This window comes from Shinella sp. Sh6, assembly GCF_055392685.1.
On record NZ_AP044005.1, the window covers coordinates 41,137 to 67,096 of the forward strand.

General features: G+C 66.4%; 27 protein-coding genes. 8 read left to right on the forward strand and 19 right to left on the reverse strand.

The genetic code is table 11. From position 1 onward, the window contains the following. Window positions 1-11: 11 nt before the first annotated feature. Window positions 12-443: an Hsp20 family protein gene (locus ACZ5TO_RS00205; protein ID WP_184145732.1), complete on the forward strand. Its 432-nt coding sequence runs from the start codon at window positions 12-14 to the stop codon at window positions 441-443. A gap of 131 nt (window positions 444-574) precedes the next feature. Continuing rightward, window positions 575-832 carry a BQ00720 family protein gene (locus tag ACZ5TO_RS00210; protein WP_184145733.1) on the forward strand — a complete coding sequence of 86 codons (258 nt, stop codon included), beginning with the start codon at window positions 575-577 and terminating at the stop codon, window positions 830-832. An 18-nt stretch (window positions 833-850) separates the two neighbouring features. On the opposite strand, the gene trmB is transcribed toward ACZ5TO_RS00210, so the two are convergent. From trmB to ACZ5TO_RS00245, 7 genes are all read right to left on the reverse strand, one after another. Further along, entirely contained in the window at window positions 851-1,552 is a 702-nt protein-coding gene (gene trmB / locus ACZ5TO_RS00215; protein ID WP_464799130.1) for a tRNA (guanosine(46)-N7)-methyltransferase TrmB, read from the reverse strand. 7 nt (window positions 1,553-1,559) lie between these two features. Next, window positions 1,560-2,798 carry a methionine adenosyltransferase gene (gene metK / locus ACZ5TO_RS00220; protein WP_184145735.1) on the reverse strand — a complete coding sequence of 413 codons (1,239 nt, stop codon included), beginning with the start codon at window positions 2,796-2,798 and terminating at the stop codon, window positions 1,560-1,562. A gap of 201 nt (window positions 2,799-2,999) precedes the next feature. Then, window positions 3,000-3,419, reverse strand: coding sequence for a helix-turn-helix domain-containing protein (locus ACZ5TO_RS00225; RefSeq protein WP_464799131.1), 420 nt, complete (start codon window positions 3,417-3,419; stop codon window positions 3,000-3,002). 145 nt (window positions 3,420-3,564) lie between these two features. Then, the gene (gene lnt / locus ACZ5TO_RS00230; RefSeq protein ID WP_464799132.1) at window positions 3,565-5,148 is read right to left on the reverse strand and encodes an apolipoprotein N-acyltransferase; all 1,584 of its coding nucleotides are present in this window, start codon (window positions 5,146-5,148) and stop codon (window positions 3,565-3,567) included. 482 nt (window positions 5,149-5,630) lie between these two features. After that, a complete protein-coding gene (locus ACZ5TO_RS00235; RefSeq protein WP_464799133.1) occupies window positions 5,631-7,970 on the reverse strand; it encodes a methyl-accepting chemotaxis protein in 2,340 nt (779 codons plus the stop codon). A 296-nt stretch (window positions 7,971-8,266) separates the two neighbouring features. Beyond that, the gene (locus ACZ5TO_RS00240) at window positions 8,267-9,166 is read right to left on the reverse strand and encodes a ribokinase (RefSeq protein ID WP_464799134.1); all 900 of its coding nucleotides are present in this window, start codon (window positions 9,164-9,166) and stop codon (window positions 8,267-8,269) included. 42 nt (window positions 9,167-9,208) lie between these two features. Then, window positions 9,209-10,399: a DNA recombination protein RmuC gene (locus tag ACZ5TO_RS00245; protein ID WP_464800428.1), complete on the reverse strand. Its 1,191-nt coding sequence runs from the start codon at window positions 10,397-10,399 to the stop codon at window positions 9,209-9,211. A 114-nt stretch (window positions 10,400-10,513) separates the two neighbouring features. Here ACZ5TO_RS00245 and def point away from each other — a divergent pair, with 114 nt between their 5' ends. From def to truA, 3 genes are read left to right on the forward strand one after another with little or no spacing between them, the layout of a single operon-like run. Beyond that, on the forward strand, window positions 10,514-11,038 hold the full coding sequence (gene def / locus ACZ5TO_RS00250) for a peptide deformylase (protein WP_464799135.1): 525 nt from the start codon (window positions 10,514-10,516) through the stop codon (window positions 11,036-11,038). A 38-nt stretch (window positions 11,039-11,076) separates the two neighbouring features. After that, window positions 11,077-12,012 (forward strand): methionyl-tRNA formyltransferase, encoded by a 936-nt coding sequence (fmt, locus tag ACZ5TO_RS00255; protein WP_464799136.1) that lies wholly within the window; start codon window positions 11,077-11,079, stop codon window positions 12,010-12,012. Continuing rightward, on the forward strand, window positions 12,012-12,755 hold the full coding sequence (gene truA, locus ACZ5TO_RS00260) for a tRNA pseudouridine(38-40) synthase TruA (protein WP_464799137.1): 744 nt from the start codon (window positions 12,012-12,014) through the stop codon (window positions 12,753-12,755). Before fmt ends, truA begins: the two co-directional genes overlap by 1 nt. A gap of 7 nt (window positions 12,756-12,762) precedes the next feature. Here truA and ACZ5TO_RS00265 read toward each other — a convergent pair whose 3' ends face one another. The 4 genes from ACZ5TO_RS00265 to dapD form a co-directional block, all read right to left on the reverse strand. After that, window positions 12,763-13,359: a hypothetical protein gene (locus ACZ5TO_RS00265; protein ID WP_184145723.1), complete on the reverse strand. Its 597-nt coding sequence runs from the start codon at window positions 13,357-13,359 to the stop codon at window positions 12,763-12,765. Continuing rightward, window positions 13,346-14,539 carry a succinyl-diaminopimelate desuccinylase gene (dapE, locus tag ACZ5TO_RS00270; RefSeq protein ID WP_464799138.1) on the reverse strand — a complete coding sequence of 398 codons (1,194 nt, stop codon included), beginning with the start codon at window positions 14,537-14,539 and terminating at the stop codon, window positions 13,346-13,348. The genes ACZ5TO_RS00265 and dapE overlap by 14 nt, the downstream gene beginning before the upstream one ends. Before the next feature lie 85 nt (window positions 14,540-14,624). Further along, the gene (locus tag ACZ5TO_RS00275; RefSeq protein ID WP_464799139.1) at window positions 14,625-15,014 is read right to left on the reverse strand and encodes a DUF805 domain-containing protein; all 390 of its coding nucleotides are present in this window, start codon (window positions 15,012-15,014) and stop codon (window positions 14,625-14,627) included. 1 nt (window position 15,015) lies between these two features. Beyond that, a complete protein-coding gene (gene dapD / locus ACZ5TO_RS00280) occupies window positions 15,016-15,873 on the reverse strand; it encodes a 2,3,4,5-tetrahydropyridine-2,6-dicarboxylate N-succinyltransferase (protein ID WP_464799140.1) in 858 nt (285 codons plus the stop codon). A gap of 186 nt (window positions 15,874-16,059) precedes the next feature. Between dapD and ACZ5TO_RS00285 the strand changes: the two genes are divergently transcribed. After that, window positions 16,060-16,956 carry an LOG family protein gene (locus tag ACZ5TO_RS00285; protein ID WP_464799141.1) on the forward strand — a complete coding sequence of 299 codons (897 nt, stop codon included), beginning with the start codon at window positions 16,060-16,062 and terminating at the stop codon, window positions 16,954-16,956. Between the two features lie 47 nt (window positions 16,957-17,003). On the opposite strand, the gene ACZ5TO_RS00290 is transcribed toward ACZ5TO_RS00285, so the two are convergent. Together ACZ5TO_RS00290 and ACZ5TO_RS00295 are read right to left on the reverse strand one after the other, a co-directional pair. Beyond that, window positions 17,004-17,951: an EF-hand domain-containing protein gene (locus tag ACZ5TO_RS00290; protein WP_464799142.1), complete on the reverse strand. Its 948-nt coding sequence runs from the start codon at window positions 17,949-17,951 to the stop codon at window positions 17,004-17,006. A gap of 127 nt (window positions 17,952-18,078) precedes the next feature. Beyond that, entirely contained in the window at window positions 18,079-18,774 is a 696-nt protein-coding gene (locus ACZ5TO_RS00295) for a pyrimidine 5'-nucleotidase (RefSeq protein ID WP_184145717.1), read from the reverse strand. Between the two features lie 101 nt (window positions 18,775-18,875). On the opposite strand from ACZ5TO_RS00295, the gene ACZ5TO_RS00300 reads away from it, so the two are divergent. Continuing rightward, entirely contained in the window at window positions 18,876-19,793 is a 918-nt protein-coding gene (locus tag ACZ5TO_RS00300; protein ID WP_464799143.1) for an EamA family transporter, read from the forward strand. Window positions 19,794-19,799: 6 nt separating this feature from the next. Here ACZ5TO_RS00300 and argB read toward each other — a convergent pair whose 3' ends face one another. Further along, on the reverse strand, window positions 19,800-20,687 hold the full coding sequence (argB, locus tag ACZ5TO_RS00305) for an acetylglutamate kinase (protein ID WP_184145715.1): 888 nt from the start codon (window positions 20,685-20,687) through the stop codon (window positions 19,800-19,802). Window positions 20,688-20,944: 257 nt separating this feature from the next. On the opposite strand from argB, the gene ACZ5TO_RS00310 reads away from it, so the two are divergent. Further along, window positions 20,945-21,673 carry an anti-sigma factor gene (locus ACZ5TO_RS00310; RefSeq protein ID WP_464799144.1) on the forward strand — a complete coding sequence of 243 codons (729 nt, stop codon included), beginning with the start codon at window positions 20,945-20,947 and terminating at the stop codon, window positions 21,671-21,673. On the opposite strand, the gene yihA is transcribed toward ACZ5TO_RS00310, so the two are convergent. The 5 genes from yihA to rpmH all read right to left on the reverse strand — a co-directional run bounded on the left by yihA (window position 21,654) and on the right by rpmH (window position 25,774). Continuing rightward, window positions 21,654-22,304: a ribosome biogenesis GTP-binding protein YihA/YsxC gene (gene yihA, locus ACZ5TO_RS00315; protein WP_184145713.1), complete on the reverse strand. Its 651-nt coding sequence runs from the start codon at window positions 22,302-22,304 to the stop codon at window positions 21,654-21,656. The genes ACZ5TO_RS00310 and yihA overlap by 20 nt on opposite strands. Before the next feature lie 53 nt (window positions 22,305-22,357). After that, entirely contained in the window at window positions 22,358-23,269 is a 912-nt protein-coding gene (locus ACZ5TO_RS00320; RefSeq protein WP_184145712.1) for a DMT family transporter, read from the reverse strand. 134 nt (window positions 23,270-23,403) lie between these two features. Then, window positions 23,404-25,215, reverse strand: coding sequence for a membrane protein insertase YidC (gene yidC, locus ACZ5TO_RS00325; protein ID WP_464799145.1), 1,812 nt, complete (start codon window positions 25,213-25,215; stop codon window positions 23,404-23,406). After that, entirely contained in the window at window positions 25,212-25,604 is a 393-nt protein-coding gene (rnpA, locus tag ACZ5TO_RS00330; protein WP_184145710.1) for a ribonuclease P protein component, read from the reverse strand. The genes yidC and rnpA overlap by 4 nt, the downstream gene beginning before the upstream one ends. Window positions 25,605-25,636: 32 nt before the next feature. Further along, window positions 25,637-25,774 carry a 50S ribosomal protein L34 gene (gene rpmH / locus ACZ5TO_RS00335; protein ID WP_184145709.1) on the reverse strand — a complete coding sequence of 46 codons (138 nt, stop codon included), beginning with the start codon at window positions 25,772-25,774 and terminating at the stop codon, window positions 25,637-25,639. Window positions 25,775-25,960: the final 186 nt, after the last annotated feature.

Below are 25,960 nucleotides of genomic sequence, written 5' to 3' on the forward strand. Positions count from 1 at the left end.
GGACTGGACCGATGTCACGCATACCCACCTTCACGAGCCCGCTGCTGCTGGGTTTCGACGCCATGGAAAAGACCCTTGAGCGCATCGCCAAGGGCAACGACGGCTATCCCCCGTACAATATCGAGCGGCTGCGGCCGGACGGCGAGACGGGCGAGCCCGATCGCCTGCGCATCACGCTCGCCGTCGCCGGGTTCTCCGAGGAGGACCTGGACGTGACGACGGAGGAGAACCAGCTCGTCATCCGCGGGCGCCAGAGCGAAAGCGGCGAGCGCGACTATCTTTACCGCGGCATCGCCGCGCGCCAGTTCCAGCGCACCTTCGTGCTTGCCGACGGCATGCGCGTCTCGGGCGCCGAACTGAAGAACGGCCTCCTGTCGGTCGACCTCGTCCGGCCGGAGCCGGTGCGCATGGTAAAGAAAATTAACATTTCCGTACCAGACTAGAGCATGAGCCGTTCCTGCGGGAACACCCGCCGGACCGTTTCGCGCATAACCTGATTGCCGAGCGACCGATGGGCCATGGTGGCCGTTGGCGCCGGCGGCCGGCAGGTGCCGGCATTGCCATGGAGGCAAAAATGGGCCTGAAAACCGTAATCCCCGCCGTTTCGAAGGCGGATCTCGCGCATCTCGGCGCCGGCGAAGTCGGCTATATCCGCAAGATGAAGGCCGACGAAGTCTCGCGCGTCTTCCCGGAAGCCCCGGAGATCGATCCGAGCCTCGACCTTTGGGCGCTGTTCGGCGCGGACGGCACGCCGATCCTGCTCACCGACAACCGTTCCAGCACCTTCTACAAGGCGGCCGAGGACGACCTGCGCACCGTCAGCCTGCACTGATCCGATATAAGCCTTCCGTCAGAGACGGCGGAAGGTGAGGTAAGCCGACTTGCGGCCCTCGCGCCTGGCTTTCGCCTCGTAGCGCGTGCCCGGCCAGCCGGCAAACGGCGTCAGCCAGTCGGCCGCGTTCTCGGCGGTCCACGCGAAGGCGGGATGCGCCCCGCAATGCATCAGCGTCCAGTTGACATAGGTGTCGATGTCGGACGCAAAGCAGAAGAGCCCGCCCGGCTTCAGCACCCGGGCAAAGCGGTCGAGATTGACCTTCGAGACGAGCCGCCGCTTCCAGTGCTTCTTCTTCGGCCACGGGTCCGGGTAGAGAAGGTCGATCTGGTCGATCGAAGCCGCCGGCAGCCAATCCAGCAATTCCGTCGCATCGTCATCGTAGAGCCGGATGTTCCGCGCGCCCGTCTCCTCGACGCGGCCGATCAGCTTTGCCATGGAGTTGACGAAGGGCTCGACGCCGATGAAGGCGGTGTCGGGCGTTTCCTGCGCGCGATGGATGAGATGCTCGCCGCCGCCGAAGCCGATCTCAAGCCGGGTGCGGGCCGGCTTGAAATCGTAGAGCGCGGCGATATCCGCCGGCGCCGGGGTCGACAGGTCGACCTTCAGCGCCGGCAGCAGGGTTTCCAGATGCTGCGCCTGCCGCTCGCGGAGGGGCTTTCCCTTGCGCCGGCCGAAGAAGGCTTCGCTCGCGCGGCTGGGGCGCTCTGCATCACTCATATCGGTCTCAGTTCTTGATCGCGTCCTTGAGGGCCTTGACGAGGTCGAGGCGCTCCCAGGAGAAGGAACCGTCGCGGCCGGCCTTGCGGCCGAAATGGCCGTAGGCGGCCGTCTTGGCGTAGATCGGCTTGTTGAGGTCGAGGTGGCGGCGGATGCCGGACGGCGACAGGTCCATGACCTTGCGGATCGCCGCTTCCACCGCGTCCTCGCTCACCTTGCCCGTGCCGTGCAGGTCGACATAGACCGAGAGCGGCTGGGCGACGCCGATGGCGTAGGAAAGCTGGATCGTGCAGCGGTCGGCAAGGCCGGCGGCCACGACGTTCTTGGCGAGGTAGCGCGCGGCATAGGCGGCCGAGCGGTCGACCTTGGTCGTGTCCTTGCCGGAGAAGGCGCCGCCGCCGTGCGGGGCCGCGCCGCCATAGGTGTCGACGATGATCTTGCGGCCGGTGAGGCCGGCATCGCCGTCCGGGCCGCCGATGACGAACTTGCCCGTCGGGTTGATGTACCAGGAGCAATCGTCGGCGATCTTGAGGTCGCCGAGGGCCTCGCGGATATAGGGTTCGACGACGTCGCGGACCTTCTTCGAATCCCAGCTCGCATCGAGGTGCTGGGTGGAGAGCACGATGGAGGCGACGTCGGCCGGCTTGCCGTCGACATAGCGCACGGTCACCTGGCTCTTGGCATCGGGGCCGAGCTTGCCGGCATCGCCCACGCCCTTCTTGCGGGCATCGGCGAGGAGCTGGAGGATGCGGTGCGAATAGTAGATCGGCGCCGGCATCAGCTCGGCCGTCTCGCGGCAGGCATAGCCGAACATGATGCCCTGGTCGCCGGCGCCCTCGTCGCCCTGCCTGTCGGCGGCATTGTCGACACCCTGGGCGATATCGGCGGACTGGGAGTGCAGCAGCACGTCGATCTTCGCGGTCTTCCAGTGGAAGCCGTCCTGCTCGTAGCCGATGTCGCGGATCGCCTTGCGGGCGGCGGCCTTGAACTTGGCGGGATTGATGACGTCGTTACCGTCCTTGTCCTTCTTCATCAGGCTCGGCGGCAGGCGCACTTCACCGGCGATCACAACGCGGTTGGTCGTCGCCAGCGTCTCGCAGGCGATGCGGACCGACCACGGATCGACCTTCGCCTTCACGGCTTCGCGGTAGACCAGATCGACGATTTCGTCGGAGATGCGGTCGCAAACCTTGTCCGGATGGCCTTCGGCGACGGACTCGCTGGTGAAGAGATAACTGCTGCGCATGCGGGAATTCCCCTCAAAGAAAATGGACTTCGACGTTGTTATTCAGTTCCCTTGGCGATGACAAGCGCAGAAGGACATAAGAATATCTTTATGTCCCTGAACGTTGGCGATTTGCTGCGGCTGTCGCCGGGGCGCTACAGGCGGCCGACATGAAAAACGGCCCCGCAGGGCCGTTCTTTCATCCATTCACGGAGGATGCGGTCACTCCAGCTCGGCCTCGGCGGCGAGCGCCTTGACGAGATCGACGAGCTTGCGGCGGACCTTGGGGTCGCCGATCTTGACGAAGGCGCGGTTGAGTTGAAGGCCTTCGGAAGACGACAGGAAGTCGACCACGTAGTTGGAGCTGGAGGCTTCGGCAAAGCCGGTCTGGCTATCCGCCGCCTCGCCCGGCGCGTCCTCGAAGAAGAACGAGACCGGCACGTTGAGAATGCTCGAAATGTTCTGCAGGCGGCTGGCGCCGACGCGGTTCGTGCCCTTCTCGTATTTCTGAATCTGCTGGAAGGTGATGCCGAGGCTCTCGCCCAGCTTCTCCTGGCTCATTCCGAGCATGGTCCTGCGAAGCCGGATCCGGCTGCCGACATGAATATCGATCGGATTCGGCTTCTTCTTGTTTTCCATCATCACTTTCGTCCTAACGCGGAAATGGCCTACCCGCCGCCATCCTTAACGGTACCCTAACGTCACGTTGTATGCGCAAGCCCTGAAGAACTCCACAATACAGGACAACGGTCGGCGGAGGGCACTATGCTATTTTAGGGGTTTTTGGTCAATTCACCCTATTTCTAAAACCCAGGCGAGAAATGACCGCCATGGCGAAGAGAACGGCGAGAACAATCGGAAACGCATGACCCTGCCATTTCAGCCGCTCCGCGGAGGCCAATCTTCCCGGGAGGGTTGCATCGACGAAACCGGGGACGTCGTAGGCAAGGCCGGACACGACCCTGCCCCTGGCGTCCACCACGGCCGAGATTCCGTTGTTGGCGCCGCGAATCAGCGGCAGGCCGCGTTCGATGGCGGTGAGCCGCGCCTCAAGGAAATGCTGGTAGGGGCCGGGCGAGTTGCCGAACCAGGCGTCGTTGGTGACGTTGAGCAGGCTTGATGCCCCGTCGACGGTGGCGGCGATCTCGGACGGGAAGATCGCCTCGTAGCAGATCAGCGGGTAGAAGGCCTTGCCGGTCGCCGTCAGGATCTGGTGGTCGCTGGCGGCGGAAAAGCCGCCGGGCATGGCGACCGGCGAGACGCCGAGGCTCTCGAAGAGGTCGGCGAAGGGCATGTATTCGCCGAAGGGCACGAGGTGCACCTTGTCGGCCGCCCCGATGATCTGGCCCTTGCCGTCGATGGCGTAGATCGAATTGTAGTAGCGCGGCGCCTTGCCGGAACCGGCGCTCTCCGTGCGCACCGCCCCGGCGAGAAGCACCTGGTCGTCGTCGAGCACGGTGGCGATGCGGGCGAGCGCATCCGGATTGTCCGTCAGGATGAAGGGGATCGAGGTTTCCGGCCAGACGATGATGTCGGGCCGCTTGCCGTTTCCCTCGGGCTTGGCGGCGCTCAGCGCCAGGTGCCGCTCGAAGATCTCCGCGCGGGCGGAATCGTCGAGCTTCATCGCCTGGTCGATCACCGGCTGGACGAGGCGGACGACCTTGCCGCCGCTTTCGGGCTCCGGGACCATCTGGAGCGCATACCAGCCGTAGCCGACATGGGCGGCAAAGAGGAGCGCCGCGAGCGTGAGGCCCGGGATGCGGCCGCGCCGCGTGCCGAGAAGGGCGGGCGCGGCGAAGACGAAGACGGCAAGCGCATTGAGGCCGGCAATGCCGACGATGCCGGCGGACTGCATGAGGAGCGGCACAGGCGCCGCGCCATAGCCGACGGCATTCCACGGAAAGCCGGTGAAGAGCGTGGCGCGCAGCCACTCGCCGATACCGAAGGCGAAGGCGAGTGCGGCAATGCGCCCCATGCCGTCGGACCAGAAGAGCCGGGCGAGCGCGGCGGCAAGCCCGTAATAGAGCGCGAGGAAGGCCGGCAGGCCGAAAACGGCGAAAGGCAGCGCCCAGGCGAAATCGTCCGCCTCGACGAGCAGCGCATTGCCGAGCCACCAGAGACCGCCGACGAAATAGCCGAAGCCGAAGAACCAGCCGATGCGGAAGGCGGGCGCAAGGCGCCGCAGGAAACCCGCCTCGGGCGCGCCCGTCGCGCCGTCCAGCAGCCAGACGAGCAGGGTGAAGGACACGAACAGCGCCGCGAAGAAACCGAAGGGCGGCAGCGCCAGGACGCCGGCGAGACCCGCAAGAAATGCCGCAAGCGCCCGTCTCGTCCCAGACAGGAGCATGACCTTGCCCGCAAGCCGCTCCATCCCGTCCCCTTCGCTCCCCGAATCAGCCGCGCCAGTCTTCCAAAAAAGCAGCCCGTTGTCCCCCTCTTACGGTGCGGCGATTGCGTGAGGCGGGAAGGCCTTGCGATTTCTGCCGAGAGTGACGGGAAGGTAAAGGTTGAAGGCTCTTTTCGGTCACGCACGCTTTTGCTTCCGTCACCCCCTTTCTCTCGTCATCTTCCGGCCTGGCCGGAGGAGCCGCGCCACAAGCAGAGCCGTGCCGTGGTTCTGGATCCTCGGGTCAAGCCCGAGGATGACGACAGAAGAGAGGAAGGGAACTCACGCAAGCGTTCCGGATGCCGCACCGTTCAAGGGGAGCGCAGCAATCCTCCTCCCCTCCGTCATCCTCGGGCTTGACCCGAGGACCCACCTACCAGCACGCTTTTGCATCGGCGAAGTGACAGCCCGCCAACAAAAAAGGCCGGCGTTTCCGCCGGCCTTTCCTTTTCTACCTGAGCCGTGGCTCAGAACTCTTCCCAGTCGTCCTGCGCAAGCGCCGTGTTGCCGGCGACCTGCGGTGTGGCGCGGGCGGGCGTGCGCGGGGGCTGGTAGGCGGTGCGCTGGGGCTGGACGTCGCGGCGGACGGAGGCCCGCTGTACAGGCTGGGCGGTGGCCATGGCGGCGACGCCGGCGCGGAAGCGGGCGACGAGCGATTTCAGCGTCTGGGCCTCGTCGTTGAGCGCCATGGAGGCGGCGGTGGTTTCCTCCACCATCGCGGCGTTCTGCTGGGTCACCTGGTCCATCTGGTTGACGGCCGCGTTGATCTCCTTGAGGCCGACGGCCTGTTCGGAGGCCGAGGAGGAGATCTGGCGGATGAGGCCGTTGATCTGGTTGACCTGCTCGGCGATGTTCTCCAGCGCGCCACCGGCCTTGCCGACGAGGTCGACGCCTTCGCGCACCTGGCCCTCGGAGGTGTTGATCAGCGTCTTGATCTCCTTGGCGGCATTGGCCGAGCGCTGGGCGAGCTCGCGCACTTCCTGAGCGACGACGGCGAAGCCCTTGCCTGCTTCACCGGCACGCGCCGCTTCCACGCCGGCATTGAGGGCGAGGAGGTTCGTCTGGAAGGCGATGTCGTCGATGACGCCGATGATGTTGGAGATCTCCCGCGAGGACTGCTCGATGCCGCGCATGGCATTGATTGCCTTCTGGACCACTTCGCCGGACTTGCTGGCGTCGTCGTTCGCCGTCTCCACGGATTTTGCGGCGACGCGGGCGTTCTCCGCGCTGGAATTGACCTGCGAGGTGAGTTGGTCGAGTGCCGCCGCAGTCTCTTCGAGGCTTGCCGCCTGCTGCTCGGTGCGGTGCGACAGGTCGGCCGCGCCCTTGGAGATCTCCCCGGTGCCGCCGCCGATATTGCCGACCGAGGCGTTGACCGTCTGGATCGTCTCCTCGAGGCTGGCGATGGCCGAGTTGAAGTCGGTCTTCAGCTTGCCGTACTCGCCCGGGAAATCGCCGGAAAGACGGAAGGTCAGGTTGCCGGAGGAAAGCTGGGCAAGGCCGTCGGCAAGGCGGGCGACGATGTCGCGCTGGAGGGCGCCCGATTCGGCCCGCTCGGCTTCCGAGCGGCTGCGCTCGGCCTCGGTCATCTGGCGCTGGCTATTGGCCTCGGCCTCCAGGCGCTTGGTGTCGGCGAGCTGATGGCGGAAGCCTTCCAGCGCCTTGGCGACCGCGCCTGTCTCGTCCGAGCGGTCCTGGCCGGCGATGGGCTGGGTATAGATGCCGTTGCTGAGCGTGTCGACGCCGCTGACGAGGCCGGCGAGCGGCTTCTGGACGAGGAAGCGGACGGCGAAGTAGAGGCCCGCCAGCACCGTGGCAAGGACGATCAGGCCGCCGGCGATCATGATATAGGTCTGGTCGCGCACCGGCGCGTTGATCGCCGCATGCGGCACGTCGACCAGCACGACCCAGGTCGTGTTGATGTCGGGCAGCGCGAACGGATAGACGACGCGGTCGAAGGTGGCGAGCTCGTCGAAGCTCAGGTTCTCGATGCGCTCCGGCTTGCCGCTGGAGATCGCCTGCTTGACGATGTCGAGGCCGGCGCCGTCATATTCCTTCATCAGGAGTTCGGCGGTCGGCGCGACGATCCACTTGCCGGTCTGCGACAGGAGGAGGACGCGGCCCTCGCCGAACGGCCGCAGCTGGCTGAGCTTCTCGTAGAGCGTCTTCAGCGAGACGTCGACGCCGGTGACGCCGATGCGCTTGCCGCCAACCACGACGGGATAGGCGATGGAGGCCATGGTGAAGCCTTCGCCGGTCGAGCTTTCCTGGTAGGGCTGGCTCATCGCGCCCTTGCCGCTCTGGGCGGCCAGCGCATACCATTCGGCCTTGTAGTCGGATTCGAAGGTCGACAGCGCGATCGAGCCGTCCTTGCGCTTCGTCCAGTAGGGGTTGAACGAGCCGTCCTTGAAGGTGCCGGTCTCGGTGTTCTCGGAAAGCTCGCGGGACTTGCCGTCGAAGGCGTTCGGCTCCTCGGCGAACCAGCTTCCGAGCGCGAAGCTGTTCTTCTCGGCATTGGCCTTGATGATGTCGACCACTTCCTTGCGGTCGAAATGGCCGCCGGCCTGGCCTTGCTCGATGACGCCCGCCATGGAGCGCGCCGCGCTCGCAAGCTGGCCGATATCCGTCGCGACGTCGGATGCGATCGCCTTGGCCTCGGAATCGGCCTGCGCATAGACGAGCTCGGCGACACGATCCTGGGTCTGGCTGATCAGCACGGTGTTGGAAGCGAGCATCACCAGGGCGATCGTGCCGCCGGTGACCGCGATGAGCTTCGTCGCGAGCGACTTGGCCTGGAACTTGAACATGAAATCCTCACGATGAAAGACGCTCGCGGCGGACGGCCGCGAGGAGGCACATTCTTTTGCGGGGTGGTCTCCATCATGGAGGGCGGGGCGCGCGACCAGCGCCAGAGACGGGCCGCGCCCCGGAAGGGAATGCGGAAGTCTGAGGACTTCAGTAACCGATAGAATATTAATAAATAGCCAAATTAGGGAATTGGAAGTTACCCAAGCGGCTGAATTTTCAGGCCTTGCGCTGTCTGCGACGGGCCGTTTGCCGGATGCGACGCCGATGGGCCGCGAGGGACGGCCCCTGGCGCATCCTAGATCTTGGCGTCGACGGCGCGGGCGAAGGGGATGGAGGGCTGCGCGCCCGGCTTGAGGCAGGCGAGCGAGCCGGCGACGGCCGCCCGGCGCAGCGCTTTGCCGAAGGTGAGGCCCGCATCGAGCGAGGCGGCGAGATAGCCGCAGAACGTATCGCCCGCCCCGACCGTGTCGACCGGCTCGATGGCAAGGCCCGCGGCGCGGTGCACTTCGTTCTTGTGGATGGCGACGACGCCGTCCGCGCCGAGCGTCACGATGATCGTCTGCCCGCTTTCGGAATGCAGCGCCCGCATGGTCGCCTCGCGCGCTTCCGCCGAGAGCTCGCCCTTGCCGACGAAGAGGTCGAATTCCGTCTCGTTGGCGACGAGGATGTCCGCCATTGCGCCGATCCGTTCGGCCTCGGCCTTGAAGGGGGCGATGTTCATGATCGAGATGACGCCCTTGGCCTTCGCGCTCGCAAGCGCGGCCTCGATGGCGGCATCGGGGATTTCGAACTGCAGCATCAGGTAGTCGCCGCGCGACATGGCCGCGACCGTGCGCCTGGCGTCCTCGTCCGTCACCGTGCCGTTGGCGCCGGGCACCACGACGATGACGTTCTCGCCGTCGGCGGCGACGAGGATATGGGCGGTGCCGGTCGCCTCGGCGGCCGAGCGCACGGCGTTGAGGTCGACGGCGGCGTCGGCGAGGAGGGCGAGCGCCTGGCTTCCCATCTGGTCGTCGCCGACGGCCCCCGCCATGCGTACCATGGCCCCGGCGCGGCGGGCGGCGAGCGCCTGGTTGGCCCCCTTGCCGCCGGCGGCGGTGGTGAAGCTGGTGCCCAGCACCGTCTCGCCCGGCTTCGGCAGGCGTTCGGGCGTGGCGATGAGGTCCATGTTGATGGAGCCGAAGACGGTGATCATGAGAGCGTCCCTTGTCGTTTCCGCCGGACGATGCCCGGGCGGTCAGTCTTCGTCAACCACCCTCAGCCGCAACTGGCCCGTCCGGCTCTCGACGGCCTTCTCCGCCGGCTGCGAAAGGGGTGCGGCGACCTCGAATTCCATGTCGCCGATGCGTGCGCCGCGCCGCGCCAGCTTCTCCGTCGAGGTGAGGATCTGCTCGACGTCCTTTTGCGCGGCGGAAAAGTGGCCGGCGAGCTTGCGCACCCGGTCGTTGAGCCGCGTCAGGTCGTCCATCAGCCGTACGACCTCGCCCTGGATGACATGGGCCTGCTCGCGCATGCGCTGGTCCTTGAGGAGCGCCTGGAGCACCTGCACGGAGAGCATCAGCAGCGAGGGCGAGACGATGACGATGCGCGCGCGGTGCGCCCGCTGCACGACGCCCTCGAAATTCTCGTGGATGCTGGCGAAGATCGATTCCGACGGCACGAAGAGGAAGGCGGTGTCCTGCGTCTCGCCGGCGATGAGGTATTTTTCCGCGATATCGCGGATATGCACCTCCATGTCGCGGCGGAACTGCTGGGCGGCGGCCTTCGCCGCCTCGGGCGGGCGGCCGTCCGAAAGGGCGTTCCACGCCTCCAGCGGAAACTTCGCGTCGACGACGAGCGGCGGCTGGCCGTTCGGCATGCGGATCGTGCAGTCGGGCCTGACCCCGTTGGAAAGCTGTGCCTGGAACTGGTAGGCGCCCGCCGGCAGCGCGTCGGCGATGATCGTCTCCATGCGCGACTGGCCGAAGGCGCCGCGTGTCTGCTTGTTGGAGAGGATCGCCTGAAGGCCGACCACGTCCTTTGCCAGCGACTGGATGTTGGTCTGCGCCGTATCGATCACGGCGAGGCGCTCCTGCAGGCGGCGGAGGTTCTCGTGCGTCGCGCGGGTCTGCTCGGACATCGACTGGCCGAGCCGCTGCGTCAGCCCGTCGAGCCGGGCGTTGATCGCCTGGTTGGTCTCCGACTGCTTGGCGCCGAACACCTCGGCCATGGCGGCGACGCGGCCCTGCATCTCGGTCTGCGCCCTGAGGAGATCGGCAAAGCGCAATTCCGCCATCGCCGCGGCCTGCCGCTGCCGGGCATGGCTGCGCCGGGCCGAGAGGAGGCCGAAGACGGCGATAATGCCGGCCGCAAGCAATACGAAGGCCGGCAGCGGGCCGCCGAGCCGGTCGGGAAGGGAGGCGAGGAAGGCATCGGACGCGGGATCGATCATGCGGCGACCATAGCACGGATTGCGGCGAAAACCAGATCATAACGTGAACAAATCGCCGGCGAAACGGGGGAAGTCGATTGAAAGCGCCGGCAAAGCGCGCTAAGGAGGCGCATGACCATCAAGCCGCTGATTATCCTTCCCGATCCGATCCTTCGCCAGGCCTCGAAACCCATCGAGACCGTGGATGGCGAGGTCAAGAAGCTTGCCGCCGACATGCTGGAGACGATGTACGACGCGCCGGGCATCGGCCTTGCCGCCATCCAGATCGGCGTGCCGCGCCGCATGCTGGTGCTCGACGTGTCCAAGGAAGGCGACGACAAGACGCCGCTCGTCTTCATCAACCCGGAGATCGTCTCGTCCTCCGACGAGCGCTCGGTCTACGAGGAAGGCTGCCTTTCGATCCCGGATTACTATGCCGAGGTCGAGCGTCCGGCGAAGATCAAGGTCAGGCATCTCGACGCCGAAGGCCGGGAGCAGGTGACGGAGGCCGACGGCCTGCTCGCGACCTGCCTCCAGCACGAGATCGACCATCTGAACGGCATCCTGTTCATCGACCATATTTCCAAGCTGAAGCGCGAAATGGTGATCCGCAAGTTCACCAAGGCGGCGAAGCTGCGCGGCAGCAAGGCGCTCTGAGGGGCCGCTGCCGCTTTCCAGATAACGGAGGCTGACCGATGGCCCTTCGCATCATCTTCATGGGCACGCCGGCCTTCTCCGTCCCGACGCTGACGGCGCTTGCCGACGCCGGCCACGAGATCGTCGCCGTCTATTCGCAGCCGCCGCGCCCGGCCGGCCGCCGCGGCCTCGAACTGGTGAAATCCCCTGTCCATCAGGAAGCGGAACGGCGCGGCATCCCCGTCTTCACGCCCGTCAATTTCCGCGCCGGGGAAGACCGGGAGGCCTTCCGTGCACTGAAGGCCGACGTCGCCGTCGTCGTCGCCTACGGCCTTCTCCTGCCGGAGGCGATCCTCACCGGCACGCGGCTCGGCTGCTATAACGGCCATGCCTCGCTGCTGCCGCGCTGGCGCGGTGCCGCGCCCATCCAGCGGGCGATCATGGCGGGTGATAGCGAGACTGGCATGATGGTCATGAAGATGGACAAGGGCCTCGACACCGGCCCCGTCGCGCTCACCCGTCGCGTGGCGATCCCGGAAGAGATGACGGCGGGCGAATTGCACGACGCGCTGATGGAAGCCGGCGGCACGCTGATGGCCGAGGCGATGGCCAAGCTGGAGGCGGGCGACCTGCCGCTGACGCCGCAGGCTGAAGAGGGCGTCGTCTATGCCGCCAAGATCGACAAGGCCGAGACCCGCATCGATTTCTCCCGGCCCGCACGGGACGTCCACAACCATATCCGCGGCCTCTCGCCCGCGCCGGGCGCCTGGTTCGAGCTTCACGCCGCCGGCAAGGCCGAGCGTGTGAAGGTGCTGGCGAGCGAGCGCGCCGATGGCGCGGCACCGGCCGGCACCGTGCTCGACGACCGCCTGACGGTCGCCTGCGGCGAGGGCGCCGTGCGGCTCCTGCGCTTGCAGAAGGCCGGCGGCAAGGCGCTCGATGCGGCCGATTTCCTGCGCGGCACGCCGGTTGCGGCCGGCGCGGTCCTTTCCTGATGCCGCGCTATCGCCTGCTGATCGAATATGACGGCACGCCCTATGTCGGCTGGCAGCGGCAGGAGAACGGCCCTTCCGTGCAGGGCGCCATCGAGGCGGCGATCCTGTCGCTGACGGGCGAGACCGTCTCGATCCGCGGCGCGGGGCGCACGGATTCCGGCGTCCACGCCATGGGGCAGGTCGCCCATGCCGACCTGTCGCGGCAATGGAAGGAACACACGCTCCGCAACGCCCTCAACGCGCATCTCGGCATGGCGGGAGAGCGGGTCGCCATTCTCGACGCGGCCGAGGTGCCGGAGGATTTCGACGCGCGCTTCTCCGCGAAGAAGCGGCACTATCTTTATCGCATCATCTCGCGCAAGGCGCCGCTGGCGCTGGAGGCGAACCGCGCATGGTTCGTCGCCCGGGACCTCGACCACGAGGCGATGCATGCGGCAGGGCAGATGCTGGTCGGCAGGCACGATTTCACCACGTTCCGCGCCGCCCAGTGCCAGGCGAACAGCCCCGTGCGCACCATCGACCGGCTGGACGTGACGCGCAGCGGCGACCTCATCGAGATCCGCGTCTCGGCGCAGAGCTTCCTGCACAACCAGATCCGCTCCTTCGCCGGCACGCTGAAGCTGACGGGCGAGGGCAAGTGGTCGGTGGACGATGTGCGCGCGGCGCTGGAAGCGCGCGACCGCAAGGCCTGCGGCCCCGTCGCCCCGCCGGACGGCCTTTATTTCCACGCCGTCGACTACTGAGAAAACGTCAGCCCGGCAGCGTGCCGAGGAGGCGCTGCAATTCCTGCCCGACGATCATCGGCGGCAGCACGAAGAGCGCCGTGATGGCGGCGGAGAGCAGCGTCTGCTTGCCGAGGCACATCCATAGAAGGCGGAATTGCAGCATCACGCTCGCGCCGAAGACGGCATAGAGCAGGAGCCCTGCGAAGGGCGCCGTAGCGGGCAGGATCAGCGAGAGCGCGAAGGGGAGCGCCGCGGCATAGGTGAAGGGCACGGAAATCCAGTTGCTCGCCGTCAGCAGGACGAGAAGATGCTTGCCGTAGCCGAGCACCGGCGCGAGCGCGGTGACGAGCGCGAGCGGCAACAGCCAGCCGAGCACGTCGATCACCAGCAGCTTGACCAGGAACACGGGGCCGGCGGCGGTGCCGGCCGGCATGCCGGCGATATAATAGAGCCGCCAGGAGGCCCAGATGACGGCGAAGGCCGGCAGGCACCAGACGAAGGACCAGAAGGAGCGGGCAAGCCCGCGCGGCGTCAGGTCCAGCCAGCCGAAGCCCTCCTGCTTCTGGCGCACGAGCAGGTAGACGCCGTTGATATAGTGCAGGACCTCGTCAAGCCACGGCATCGCCGAACCAGCGCGCGATGAAGGTCTCGTAGATCACGGTGAGCGTCTCGAGGTCGGCCACCGCCACCCGCTCGTCCACCATGTGCATGGTCTGGCCGACAAGGCCGAATTCCACCACCGGGCAATAATCCTTAATGAAGCGCGCGTCGGACGTGCCGCCGGTCGTCGACAGCTTCGGGGCAAGGCCGGTGACGGCCTCGACGGCGCCCGAAAGCGAGGAGATCAGCTGGTTGTTGCGCGTGAGGAAGACATGGCTCGGCCGCTCGGCCCACTTGATGTCGTAGCGCACGGGTGCGCGGCCGGGCCGCAGCTTCCCGTCGCGCGCGGCGGCATCGAGCCGGCGGACGATCTCGGCCATCACGGTCTCGGCCGTCCAGGTGTCGTTGAAGCGGATGTTGAAGCTGGCGCTCGCCTTGCCGGGCACGACATTGGTGGCCGGATTGCCGATGTCGATGGTCGTCACTTCGAGGTTCGACGGCTGGAAATTCTCCGTGCCGGCGTCGAAGGGCGGATGCATCAATGCGTCCGTCAGCGCGATCACGCCGCGCACGGCATTGTCGGCAAGGTGCGGATAGGCGGCGTGGCCCTGCACGCCGTGAACGGTGATGGCGCCCGAGACGGAGCCGCGCCGGCCGATCTTGATCATGTCGCCGAGCCGGTCCGGGTTGGTCGGCTCGCCGACGAGGCAGGCGTCCCAGCGCTCCCCGCGCGCGGCCGCCCATTCGAGCAGCTTGACCGTGCCGTTGACGGCCGGGCCTTCCTCGTCGCCGGTGATGAGGAAGGAAATGGAGCCCTTCGGCGGGCCGTGCCGCTCGATATGCCGCGCGACGGCGGCGACGAAGCAGGCGATGCCGCCCTTCATGTCCACCGCGCCGCGGCCGAACATCTCGCCGCCGGTGATCTCCGCGCCGAAGGGCGCATGCGTCCAGGCCGCCTCGTCGCCGACGGGCACGACGTCCGTATGGCCGGCGAACATCAGGTGCGGGCCTTCCGTGCCGATGCGGGCATAGAGGTTCTCGATGTCGGGCATGCCGGGTTCGCTGGCGACCATGCGCTCCACCGTGAAGCCGAGCGGTTCGAGCATGGCGGCAAGCGCCGTCAGCGCGCCGCCTTCGGCGGGCGTCACGGAGGGGCAGCGGATGAGCGTTGCGAGATTGGCGATGGGATCGGAAGAGGTCATGGATACGGGGATCGCGGCGTAAGGGACGGGAGAATCGAGGTGTAGCCGATCCCCGATGGCCTGTCACGCCGGGGAGGGGCCGGCGTCAGTCCTTCGCCCGGTCGGCAAGGCGCCCGTGGTCGTTGGGCCCTCCCGTTCCCGGCCAGAACAGCAGGGCGAGAAGCGCGAGGATGGAGACGACGGGAAAGAAGAGGCAGGCGACCAGCAGCGTCGGCAGGTTCATGTCGTGCAGCCGCTTGATCGACAGCATCAGGCAGGAGACCGTCGAGACGAGGCCGGTGCCGAGGAAGACGAAGGCCCAGAGAAGGAAGGACGGATCCTCCTTCGGCACGATCATGATGCGGGTGAACGCGGCCGACAGCAGCATCAGCCAGAAAGCCCAGCCGAGCGCGAAGGGCGCCCGGCTCAGGCGGCCGGACCAGCCGAAGAAGAGCCAGGCGATATCCGGCCCGCGCTCTTCGCCGGCTGCCGCCATGTCAGTCGCGCAGCAGTTCGTTGATGCCGGTCTTCGAACGGGTCTGCGCGTCGACGCGCTTGACGATGACCGCGCAGTAGAGGCTGGGGGCCGGAAGGCCGTTCGGCATGGTCTTGTCGGACGGCATGGAGCCGGCGACGACGACGGAATAGGGCGGCACTTCGCCATAGGTCACTTCGCCGGTGGCGCGGTCGACGATCTTGGTCGACTTGCCGATGAAGACGCCCATGCCGAGCACGGAGCCCTCGCGCACGATGCAGCCTTCCACGACTTCCGAGCGGGCGCCGATGAAGCAGTTGTCCTCGATGATCGTCGGGCCGGCCTGCATCGGCTCCAAGACGCCGCCGATGCCGACGCCGCCGGAAAGGTGCACATGCTTGCCGATCTGCGCGCAGGAGCCGACCGTCGCCCAGGTGTCGACCATCGTGCCCTCGCCGACATAGGCGCCGAGATTGACGAAGGAGGGCATCAGGATGGCGTTGGGCGCGATATAGGCCGAGCGGCGCACCACGCAGTTCGGCACGGCGCGGAAGCCGGCCTTCTCGAACTCGTTGACGCTCCAGCCGTCGAACTTGGAGGGCACCTTGTCCCACCAGGAAGACTCGCCGGGGCCGCCCTTGGCGATCTCCATCGGGTTGAGGCGGAAGGAGAGGAGAACGGCCTTCTTGAGCCACTGGTTGACCGTCCAGTTGCCGTCCTCGCCGCGCTCGGCCACGCGGGCCTTGCCGCTGTCGAGCAGGTTCAGCGCGCTCTCCACCGCGTCGCGCACTTCCCCGCGCGTTCCGGTATTGACGCTGTCGCGTTCCTCGAAGGCGCGGTCGATGGTGGCGGACAAGGCGGACAACTGGGACGTGGTCATCGGAATTCCTTAAACTTCGAGGCTTATTTTCGATTGTCGGGATGCCGGAAGGTCGATTTCATCAATCGGAAAGATGCTCTAGAGCAAGTGCCGGGAAAGATGAAGCCCCTTTCCGGCAGATACTGTCGCACGGGCGAAATGGTAATCCCGCGGGGCAGGAAAGCAGGCCAGAAGGCAGGAAGTGACATGGCAAGACTGAAGAAGAAGAATCTGCGCCGCAAGGACGGCGTCTGGGATCCGCTCGCCGACAGCGCGCAGGACAAGCACCGCGCCGCCGTCGTGCCGCAGACGCCGCAATCGGCAAATCCCGCCTATCGGCTTGCCTATGCCGACGACGATTTCCTCTGCCGCGAGGAGCTGCGCCCGGTGCGCCTCCAGCTCGAATTGCTGAAGGTCGAGATGATGCTGGCCGAGCGCGGCATCAAGTCCACCGTCGTCATGTTCGGCGGCGCGCGCATCCCCGCTCCCGGCCAGGAGGCCTGGGCGGCACGCAACGAGACGCAGCGCATGAACCTGGAGGCCGCCTCGGTCTACTACGAGGAGGCGCGCAAGTTCGCGCGCATGTGCTCGGAAAAGTCGGCCGAGCTCGACTTCAAGGAATATGTCGTCGTCACCGGCGGCGGGCCGGGCGTCATGGAGGCGGGCAATCGTGGGGCGGCCGATGTCGGCGCGCCGTCGATCGGCCTCAACATCGTGCTGCCGCACGAGCAGGCGCCGAACTCATATGTGACGCCGGAGCTCAGCTTCAACTTCCACTATTTCGCGATCCGCAAGATGCATTTCCTGCTGCGCGCCAAGGCCGTGACGGTGTTCCCGGGCGGCTTCGGCACGCTGGACGAGCTGTTCGAGACGGTGACGCTGATGCAGACCGGCCGCATGGCGCTGGTGCCGCTCATCCTGTTCGGCAGGGAATTCTGGCACAAGATCATCGATTTCGAGGCGCTGGCCGCCTTCGGCACCATCGCGCCTGGCGACGTGGAGCTGATGCAGTTCGTCGAAACGGCGGACGAGGCCTGGGACATCATCGTGAAGTTCTACGAGAACCTGGAGGCCGAGCACGCGGCGGCCGCGGCGCACGGGTAAGGCACAAAAAACGCCCCGGCAGGACCGGGGCGTCTGCGTTGCCGGCATCACTTCTTGTGGTGGCGGCCCATTTCGTCGAGAGTGATGAAGCCGTCGCCGTTGCGGTCGCGCTTCTGGAACATGGCCGCCGCTGCGGTTTCCATCTCGGCCTTGGTCAGGATGCCGTTCCTGTCGGCGTCGGCGCGCTCGAACATGCGGCCGCCCATGCGGTCGATCCGGGCATCCCGCAGCGCCTTGCGGGCGGCGTCCCTTGCCTCGCCGTCGGTGGCCTTCACTTCACGGAACGCCTTGCGGGCATCGCGGAAGGCTTCACGCTTCGCGTCGACCTCCGCCTTCGTCACCTCGCCGTTCCCGTCGGCATCGAGCCGCTGGAAGGTCTGCGTGGCGCGGGCCAGCATCTCGTCCTTCGAGATCTTGCCGTCCTTGTCGGTGTCGAGGCGCTTCAGCATCCCTTCGGCGCGCTTCTCGCCATGCTTGCCGTGATGCCATTTGCCCTTGCCGGCATCGGCCGCGTCGATGGCGCCGTCCTTGTTGCTGTCGCGGCGCTCGAACATCTTCTCGGCGTTCGCCAGCACCTCGGCCTGCGAGAGCGTGCCGCTCTTGTCCGTATCGGTGCGGTCGAACATCTTGCCAGCGCCCGGCAGCCAGTAGGGACCGCCGGCGCGCAGCGCCTCGCGGGCCTTGTCCTTGTCGGCCTCGGCCGCATCGCGAACGGCCTTGCGGGCCTCCTTGAAGGCGGCGTGGCGCGCCTTGATCTCCTCCCTGGAGACCGCGCCGTTGCCGTCCGCGTCGAAGGCCTTGAAGGCGGCGGAGGCATTGGCCTTGACCTCGTCGAGCGAGACCTTGCCGTTCTTGTCGGCATCGAGCCGTTCGATCATCGCGCCGTGGCGGTGATGATGCCTGCCTTCGCCCTTGGCGGCGAAAGCCGGGACGGCGGCGCCCGAGAAAATGAGGCCGGCGGCGACGGCGCCGAGAAGAAGTTCCTTTTTAGCCATGGTCGTTCCTTTCCATCATTGTCCCTTTGAGGGGCAGGATAGAGGGAACGCCGGCCGGCACCAGTTACAAATTGGTAATTCAACCTTTTGACAGGAAAGGGATTTTTCCGTGTCGGGATTGTGTCCGCTAGAGCAGCGCGTTGAGGAAGGCGGTGAGGTTCGACGTGGCATAGTCGATATGCTCGTCGCTCTCTGCGCGCTTTTCCCACGCGTCGGTGAACTCGTGATGCTCGTCCTGCGGCACGAGGAGGACGGTCTTCATGCCGAGCGTCTTCGGCACGACGAGGTTGCGCGGCAGGTCCTCGAACATGACGGCATGCTGCGTGTCGACCCGGTGGAGAGCCATGAACTTGTCGTAGGTCGTGCCCGCGGGCTTGGGCACATAGTCGGCCGCCACGATGTCGAAGACGTCGTCGAAATGGTGGAAGATGCCGAGCGCCTTGGCCGCCATCTCGGCATGCTTGACGCTGCCGTTGGTGAAGATGAACTTGCGGCCGGGCAGCGCCTGGATCGCCTCGCCGAGCGACAGGTCGGGCGAAAGCACGCCGTAGTCGATCGCATGGGCCTTTTCGAGGAAGTCGACGGGATCGATGTGGTGATGGATCATCAGCCCCTTCAGCGTGGTGCCGTGATCGAAGTAATATTGCTTCTGCAGCGCGCGCGCGTCCTCGCGCGAGAGGCCGAGAAGGGCCGCGACATAAGCCGTCATGTTCTTGTCGATCTGGGCGAAGAGATCGACATGGTGCGGGTAGAGCGTATTGTCGAGGTCGAAGACCCAGTCGCGCACGCTTGCGAAATCGGCTTTGTTCGGAAGTTCGGTCATGGCCGTCTTATGGCACGGGCGCCCTGCGAGGGAAACGGAATTTTCCGTGCCGGCATCGCCGGGCGATGGATTTGCGACCGGCCCCGTGCTAGCGGGCAGGCATGGAAATCTGGGTTCTCATCACCATCGCCGCGGCCTTCCTGCAGAATGTCCGCTCCGCCATGCAGAAACACCTGAAGGGCCGCATGGGCACGACGGGCGCCACCTTCGTGCGCTTCGGCTTCGGCGTGCCCTTCGCGCTTTCCTACATGGCGATCCTCGCCTTCGTGCTGGACCGGCCGATGCCGGTGCCCGGAGCAGCCTTCTTCTTCTGGGCCGTCGTCGGCGGGCTCTCGCAGATCGCCGCGACCTTCCTGCTCGTCCACCTCTTCTCCTTCCGCAACTTCGCGGTGGGGACGGCCTATTCGCGCACCGAGCCGGCGCAGGCGGCGCTGTTCGCGCTGGTCTTCCTCGGCGAGAGGGCTTCGCCCGGAACGCTCGTCGCGATCGCCATCTCCGTCGCGGGCGTCATGATCATCTCGGTCGCCCGCAGCGTCGTGTCGCCGCGCACGCTCTTCACCTCGCTCCTCACCCGCACGGCGGGAACGGGCCTTCTGTCCGGAACCTTCTTCGGCATTTCGGCCGTCGCCTACCGGTCCGCCTCGCTGGCGCTCGCCCCGACGCTGCCGGCGCCGGACTACATGGTGCAGGCGAGCTATACGCTGGCCTTCGTGATCGTGCTCCAGACGCTGGTCATGCTCGGCTGGATCCTGATGCGCGAGCGTGTGGAACTGCCGCGCATAGCAAGTGCCTGGCGGCCGGCGCTGGTGGTCGGCTTCGTCGGCGCGACGGCCTCCTTCGGCTGGTTCATGGCCATGACGCTCCAGCAGGCGGCAGTGGTGAAGGCGCTGGCGCAGGTGGAAATGCTCTTCACCTTCGCCTCCACCGTCTTCATCTTCAAGGAGCGCATCAACCGGCTGGAGATCGCCGGCTGCGCGCTCATCGTCGTCGGCGTGCTGGCCCTCATCGCCTACGGCTGACGTGCCTTACGGCACGATCAGCGTGCCGGCGCCGTGCTCGGTGAAGATTTCGAGCAGCACGGAATGGGCGGTCTTGCCGTTGAGGATGACGACGCCCTGAACGCCCGCCTTGATGGCGTCGATGCAGGTCTCGACCTTGGGGATCATGCCGCCGGAGATCGTGCCGTCCTTGATGAGCGCGCGGGCCTCGGCGACCGAAAGCTCCTTGATGAGCTTGCCGTTCTTGTCGAGGACGCCCGGAACGTCGGTGAGGAAGAGCAGGCGCGTGGCGCTCAGCGCCCCGGCGATGGCGCCGGCGAAGGTGTCGGCGTTGATGTTGTAGGTATGGCCGTCGCGGCCCGGCGCCACCGGCGCGATGACCGGGATCATCTCGGACTTGGCGAGCAGGTCGATGAGGGTCCGGTCGACCTCCACCACCTCGCCGACGAAGCCGAGGTCGAGGATGCGCTCGATATTGCTGTCCGGATCGACGACGGTCTTCCTGGCCTTTTCGGCGAAGACCATGTTGCCGTCCTTGCCGCACAGGCCGATCGCCCATTCGCCCGTCTGGTTGATGAGCGCGACGATCTCCTTGTTGATCGAGCCGGCCAGCACCATCTCGACGATCTCGACCGTCTTCTGGTCGGTGACGCGAAGGCCCCCCTCGAATTTCGATTCGATGCCCATCTTGGTCAGCATTGCGCCGATCTGCGGGCCGCCGCCATGCACGACGATGGGGTTGACGCCGGACTGCTTGAGAAGCGCGATGTCGCTGGCGAAGGCCTTGCCCAGTTCCGGATTGCCCATGGCATGGCCGCCGTATTTCACCACGATGGTCTTGTTCTCGTAGCGCTGCATGTAGGGCAGGGCCTGCGCGAGAAGGCGGGCTTGGGTTTCGCTTTCGGTTAGGGACATGGCGGCCTCGTGGAAATTCGTGCGGGCCTGTTTAACGCATGTTTCGTGACGATGGAATGATCCGCCGGCCACAATCGAAGAAACGGTTGGGCGCCGGATCGGTGGCGCGCGGCGCCGATGGGCGCTATGATGGGCCGCCGTGCGCATCGACCCCGTGCAAAGCCGCATCGGCATCCTTATATAGGTAGCGTGAGCCCTCGCATGGGCATTGTCCAACCGGGAAAGTGCATGAGCCGATGACGGCGTCCGACCGAGAGATGAGGCAACCCTGCTGCGACGAGGTGATCGCCGGCGAATATGTGCTGGGCGTCCTTTCCGAGGCGGAGCGGCTGAAGGTCGAGGCGCGGCTTGCCAAGGACCGCCCGTTCGCCGCCATGGTCAGCCGCTGGGCGGAGAACCTCTCGATATCCGGCGAAGACGAGGCGCTGCACCTGCCGCCGGGCGCCCGGTCCTTCTTCGACAGGCCGCTTCCCCGCGCAACGCCGTGCGACGTCGTCTTTTCCGGCAGGGTCTCGGGCGGCTGCTGGCATTCGCTGGCGCTCTGGCGGGCCTTGGCGCTCGCCTCGCTTGCCGTCGCGGCCGGCCTTGCCCTTTCCGTCAGTACGCTGCTTGCGCCCCGCTCGGGCAGCGGGCGGCTCGTCGCCAACCTCGCCGGCGCCGGCACGGCGGTCGGCCTTGTCGCGCGCTATGACGAGGCGCGCGGTGCGCTGCATGTGACGCCCGTCGCCGGCGGCGCCGGCAAGAAGAAGTCTCTGGAGGTCTGGCTGAACGAGAAGGGCAAGGCGCCCGTCTCGCTCGGCGTGCTGCCGCAGACGGGCGAAGGCGAGCTGGCGGTGCCGGCGGCGCTGCGCGACCGCCTCGTCGAGGGCGCGGTGCTGTCCGTCAGCCTCGAGCCCATGGGCGGCGCGCCGGCCGGCAGCGTCAGCGGGCCGGTCATCGCCTCGGGCGCGGCGCGCGCCGAGACGATCAGCGCGCGATTGCCGTGAGGATCGCGCCGCGCAATTCCTCGAGCCCGCGGCTCTTTTCCGACGAGGTCGCAAGCACTTCCGGATAGGCGGCGGGGCGCTTGACGATCTTCAGCCGGGTTTCCTCGATGAGCCGCGGCACGCCGGCATCCTTGATCTTGTCCGTCTTCGTCAGCACGATCTGGTAGGAGACCGCCGCCTTGTCGAGCAGGGCGAAGACCTCCTCGTCGTTCTTCTTGATGCCGTGGCGGCTGTCGATCAGCACGTAGACGCGCTTCAGCGTCGAGCGGCCGCGCAGGTAGTCGAAGACGAGCTTCGTCCAGGCGTCCACCTGTTCCTTCGGCGCCTGGGCATAGCCGTATCCGGGCATGTCGACGAGCGCCATCGGCGGAAGGTCGCCTTCCGCGCCGGAAAAGCCGTCCGGCACGAAATAGTTGAGTTCCTGCGTGCGGCCCGGCGTGTTCGAGGTGCGGGCAAGGCCCTTGTGGCCGACGAGCGCGTTGATCAGCGACGACTTCCCCACATTCGAGCGGCCGGCGAAGGCGATTTCCGGCGGGCCTTCCGGCGGCAGGAATTTCATGGCCGGCACGCCGCGGATGAAGATCCACGGCCGGCCGAACAGCGGCTTGTCGCCCGGTATCGTCTCGGTCATTGCGTCCTGCCTTCGTTGTCAGGCCCTTCGCTTCCGGGTTTTGGCCGGGAAAGTCAAGCGCGCCGCTGCCGCCAGAGCTCGGCGCCGAGGTAGAGAAGCAGCGCCGCAAGCACGATGGCGCCGCCGAGGACGGTGCGCGCGCCGGGGATCTCGCCGTGGAAGATCGCCGCCCAGAGCGGTGCCAGCACGGGCTCGGCCGTGCCGAGGAGCGCGGCGAGCGCAGAGGGGACGAGCCGCGCGCCGGTGACGAAGAGCGCAAGGCCGAGGCCGAAATTGAGCGCGCCGAAGATGACGAGCACGAAGAGCTCCTGGCCCGTGACGGCAAAGCCGGATGCCTGGATCGCCGCCACGGTGCCTGCGATCACCGTGCCGAGGAAGACGGCGGGCGTCATGCGCACATGGGCGAAGCGCCGGGTGATGATCGTCGCGGCGGCGAAGACGAAGGCGATCAGCATGGCGAGCGCGTCGCCGACCATCGAGACGCGCCCGCCGAGCGATTCCGAGACCATGATGGCGACGCCGCCGATCACCGCGGCGATGGCGAGCCAGGTCTGGCCGGAAATCCTCTCGCGAAAGAGCAGCCAGGCCATCAGCGCGGCGATCAGCGGCACGCCGGCCTGGATCAGCACCACGTTGGCGACGGTCGTATAGGCGAGCGCCAGGATGAAGGAGGTGGAGGCGGTGGCGAAGCAGGCGCCGACGGCGATCCCGGCAAGCCCCATGCCGGCGAAGAGGCGCACCGTGCCGCGCGGCCCGTCGCGTAGCAGCATGAAGCCGAGCAGGAAGAGGGCGGCGAAGAGCGAGCGCCAGAAGACGACCGTCCAGCCGTCCTCGATGGAAAGGAAGCGCGCCAGCGTGCCGCCGAAGCTCCAGACGACGGCGGAGCCGAGCACGAGGGCCGCGCCGTAGCCCTGCCCCCGGCTGTCCGGAAGGGTGGGCGTGGCCGGAAGCGTGGAAGCGGACATGGGGCGCTCGGAAAACGGAGTTGGCGCAGCATGCCATCCGCAGGTCCCCGCCGCTTCCGCGCCAGCGACGGGCCGATGTCGCAAAAGAAAACCCCGGCGCAGGGCCGGGGTTCTCTATCCTGTCCGGCGAAGCGTCAGGATGGCTTGGGTTTCTTGCCGAAGAGGTTCTTCAGGTTGTTGAAGAGCTCGATCTTCACGCCGTGGCGCTTCATGATGACCGCCTGCTGGGTGATCGAGAGCGTGTTGTTCCAGGCCCAGTAGATCACGAGGCCGGCCGGGAAGGCCGCCAGCATGAAGGTGAAGACGATCGGCATCCAGGTGAAGATCATCGCCTGGGTCGGGTCTGGCGGCGTCGGGTTCATGCGCATCTGCAGGAACATGGTGACGCCCATGATGAGCGGCCAGACGCCGATCATCAGGAAGTGTGGCACGTCGTAGGGCAGGAGGCCAAAGAGGTTGAAGAGCGACGTCGGGTCGGGCGCGGAAAGGTCGCGGATCCAGCCGAAGAACGGCGCATGGCGCATCTCGATCGTGACGTAGATGACCTTGTAGAGCGCGAAGAACACGGGGACCTGGAGAAGGACCGGCCAGCAGCCCGCGATGGGGTTGATCTTCTCCTCCTTGTAGAGCTGCATCATCGCCTGCTGCAGCCCCATGCGGTCGTCGCCGAACTTGGCCTTCAGCTCCTCCATCTTCGGCTGCACCTTCTTCATGTTCGCCATGGAGGCGTACTGCTTGCTGGCAAGCGGGAAGAAGAGGGCCTTGACGACGATCGTGGTGATGAGGATCGCGATGCCGAAATTGCCGAAATAGCGGAAGAAGAAGTCCATAAGCTGGAACATCGGCTTGGTGAAGAACCAGAACCAGCCCCAGTCGATCATCAGGTCGAAATGCGGGATGGAATAGGAGGTCTTGTACTGGTCGATGATCGGCACTTCCTTGGCGCCGCCGAAGAACAGGTTCTTGACGTCGGTCGTCTGGCCCGGGGCGAGCGTGATGTCGTCCTGGCGGTAGTCCGCCTGGTAGCGCGGCCGTCCGTCCTGGAAGTAGGAGAAGCGCGTCTCGTAGGGGCTCGTCTGCGGCGGCACGAGCGCGGTCGCCCAATACTTGTCGGTGATGCCGAGCCAGCCGCCGGTCGCCTTGCCGGGCGCGACGGTCGTTTCCTTCTCGGTGTCCTTGTACTTGACTTCCTGCAGGCCGAGGTCGCCGAGCACGCCGATGAAGCCTTCGTGCAGCACGTAGGTGGTGGGATCGGTCGACTTGAAGAAGCGTGTGGAACGGCCGTAGGGCGACAGCGCGATCGCCGTCTGCGAACGGTTCTCGATGCTGTCGTCGATCGTGAACATGTAGTGCTCGTCGACCGAGATCGTGCGGGTGAAGGTGACGCCCTTGTCGTTGGTGTAGGTGAGCTTGACCGGCGTCGTCTGCGTGAGCTTGCCGGTGCCTTCCTGCGTCCAGACGGTCTGCGGGCCGGGAACCTGGCCGGCTTCCTCGTTGCCGACATAGCCGAGCTCGGCGAAGTAGCCGTGCTCGGTCTCGGCGGGGCTCAGCAGCGTGATGATCGGGCTCGTCTTGTCGACGGTCTCATGGAAGCCCTTCAGCTTCAGGTCGTCGAAGCGGGCGCCCGTCAGGTTGATGGAGCCGGCAAGCGAGGGCGTGTCGATCTCGACGCGGGCGGACTTGGCAAGCGCGGCCTCGCGCGTCTCGGTCGCCGCGCCGGCGCCGGCCGGCAGCGTGCCGCTCGCCGTGCCCGTCGTCGTGGTGGTGGTCGTGGTCGCCGTGTCGCCGGCGGCGGTCGTCGTCTGCTGCGTCTGTGCGGCCTGCTGGGCCTCCAGCGCGGCGCGATCCTTCTCCAGCTTGGGGTTCACGTAGAGGAACTGCCAGGCGATGAGGATCAGCACGGAAAGCGCGATCGCCACGAAGTAATTGCGGTTTTTTTCCATCATTCTTTCCCGGGAGCAGCAGGGCGCTGCTGCTGCTTCTGTTTGCTACCTGCCGCGATCCTGTCGTTGAGACCGGCTACCAGCTTGTCGAAGGACGCGCCGAGCACGTCCCGTCTGGCGACAACCACATAGTCGTGTCCGGGCTGCATTGCAAACCCGGCCGACAGCCGCACCGCCTCTTTCAGGCGCCGGCGCATGCGATTGCGTTCCACGGCGTTGCCGTGCTTCTTGGTGACGGTGAAGCCGACGCGGGGCGGTTCCTCCGGCATCTGCCGGTCGCGCACTTCGAGAAGGAACAGCGGTCCCTTGCGCCTCTCGCCCTCGCGCACGAAAAGAAACTGCGGACGGCTTTTCAGCCGTCCGACAGCAGGTTTTTCAACAGGTTTGGTCATTTGCCCGCCGCCTCTGTTCGGGCAAGCCGGCCTTAGGCCGACAGACGCGCGCGGCCGCGGGCGCGGCGTGCGGAAAGAACCTTGCGGCCGCCCTTCGTTGCCATGCGGGCGCGGAAGCCGTGGCGGCGCTTGCGGACGAGTTTGGAAGGCTGGTAGGTACGCTTCGTCATTTATTTAATACCGCGGTGTGCGGCCCTTCTTGGGTTTGCGTTTAAGCAAGAGCGTTGAAAGTCCGGCATAGCCCTGCCTTCGCGGGGAAGGCGGGCTTTCCGGACGTGCGCGGCTTATAAGGGCAAAGACGGCCGAAAGTCAATCGCACCCGCCCCCACGCGCCCGCCGCCGTCACAATCGTTAAC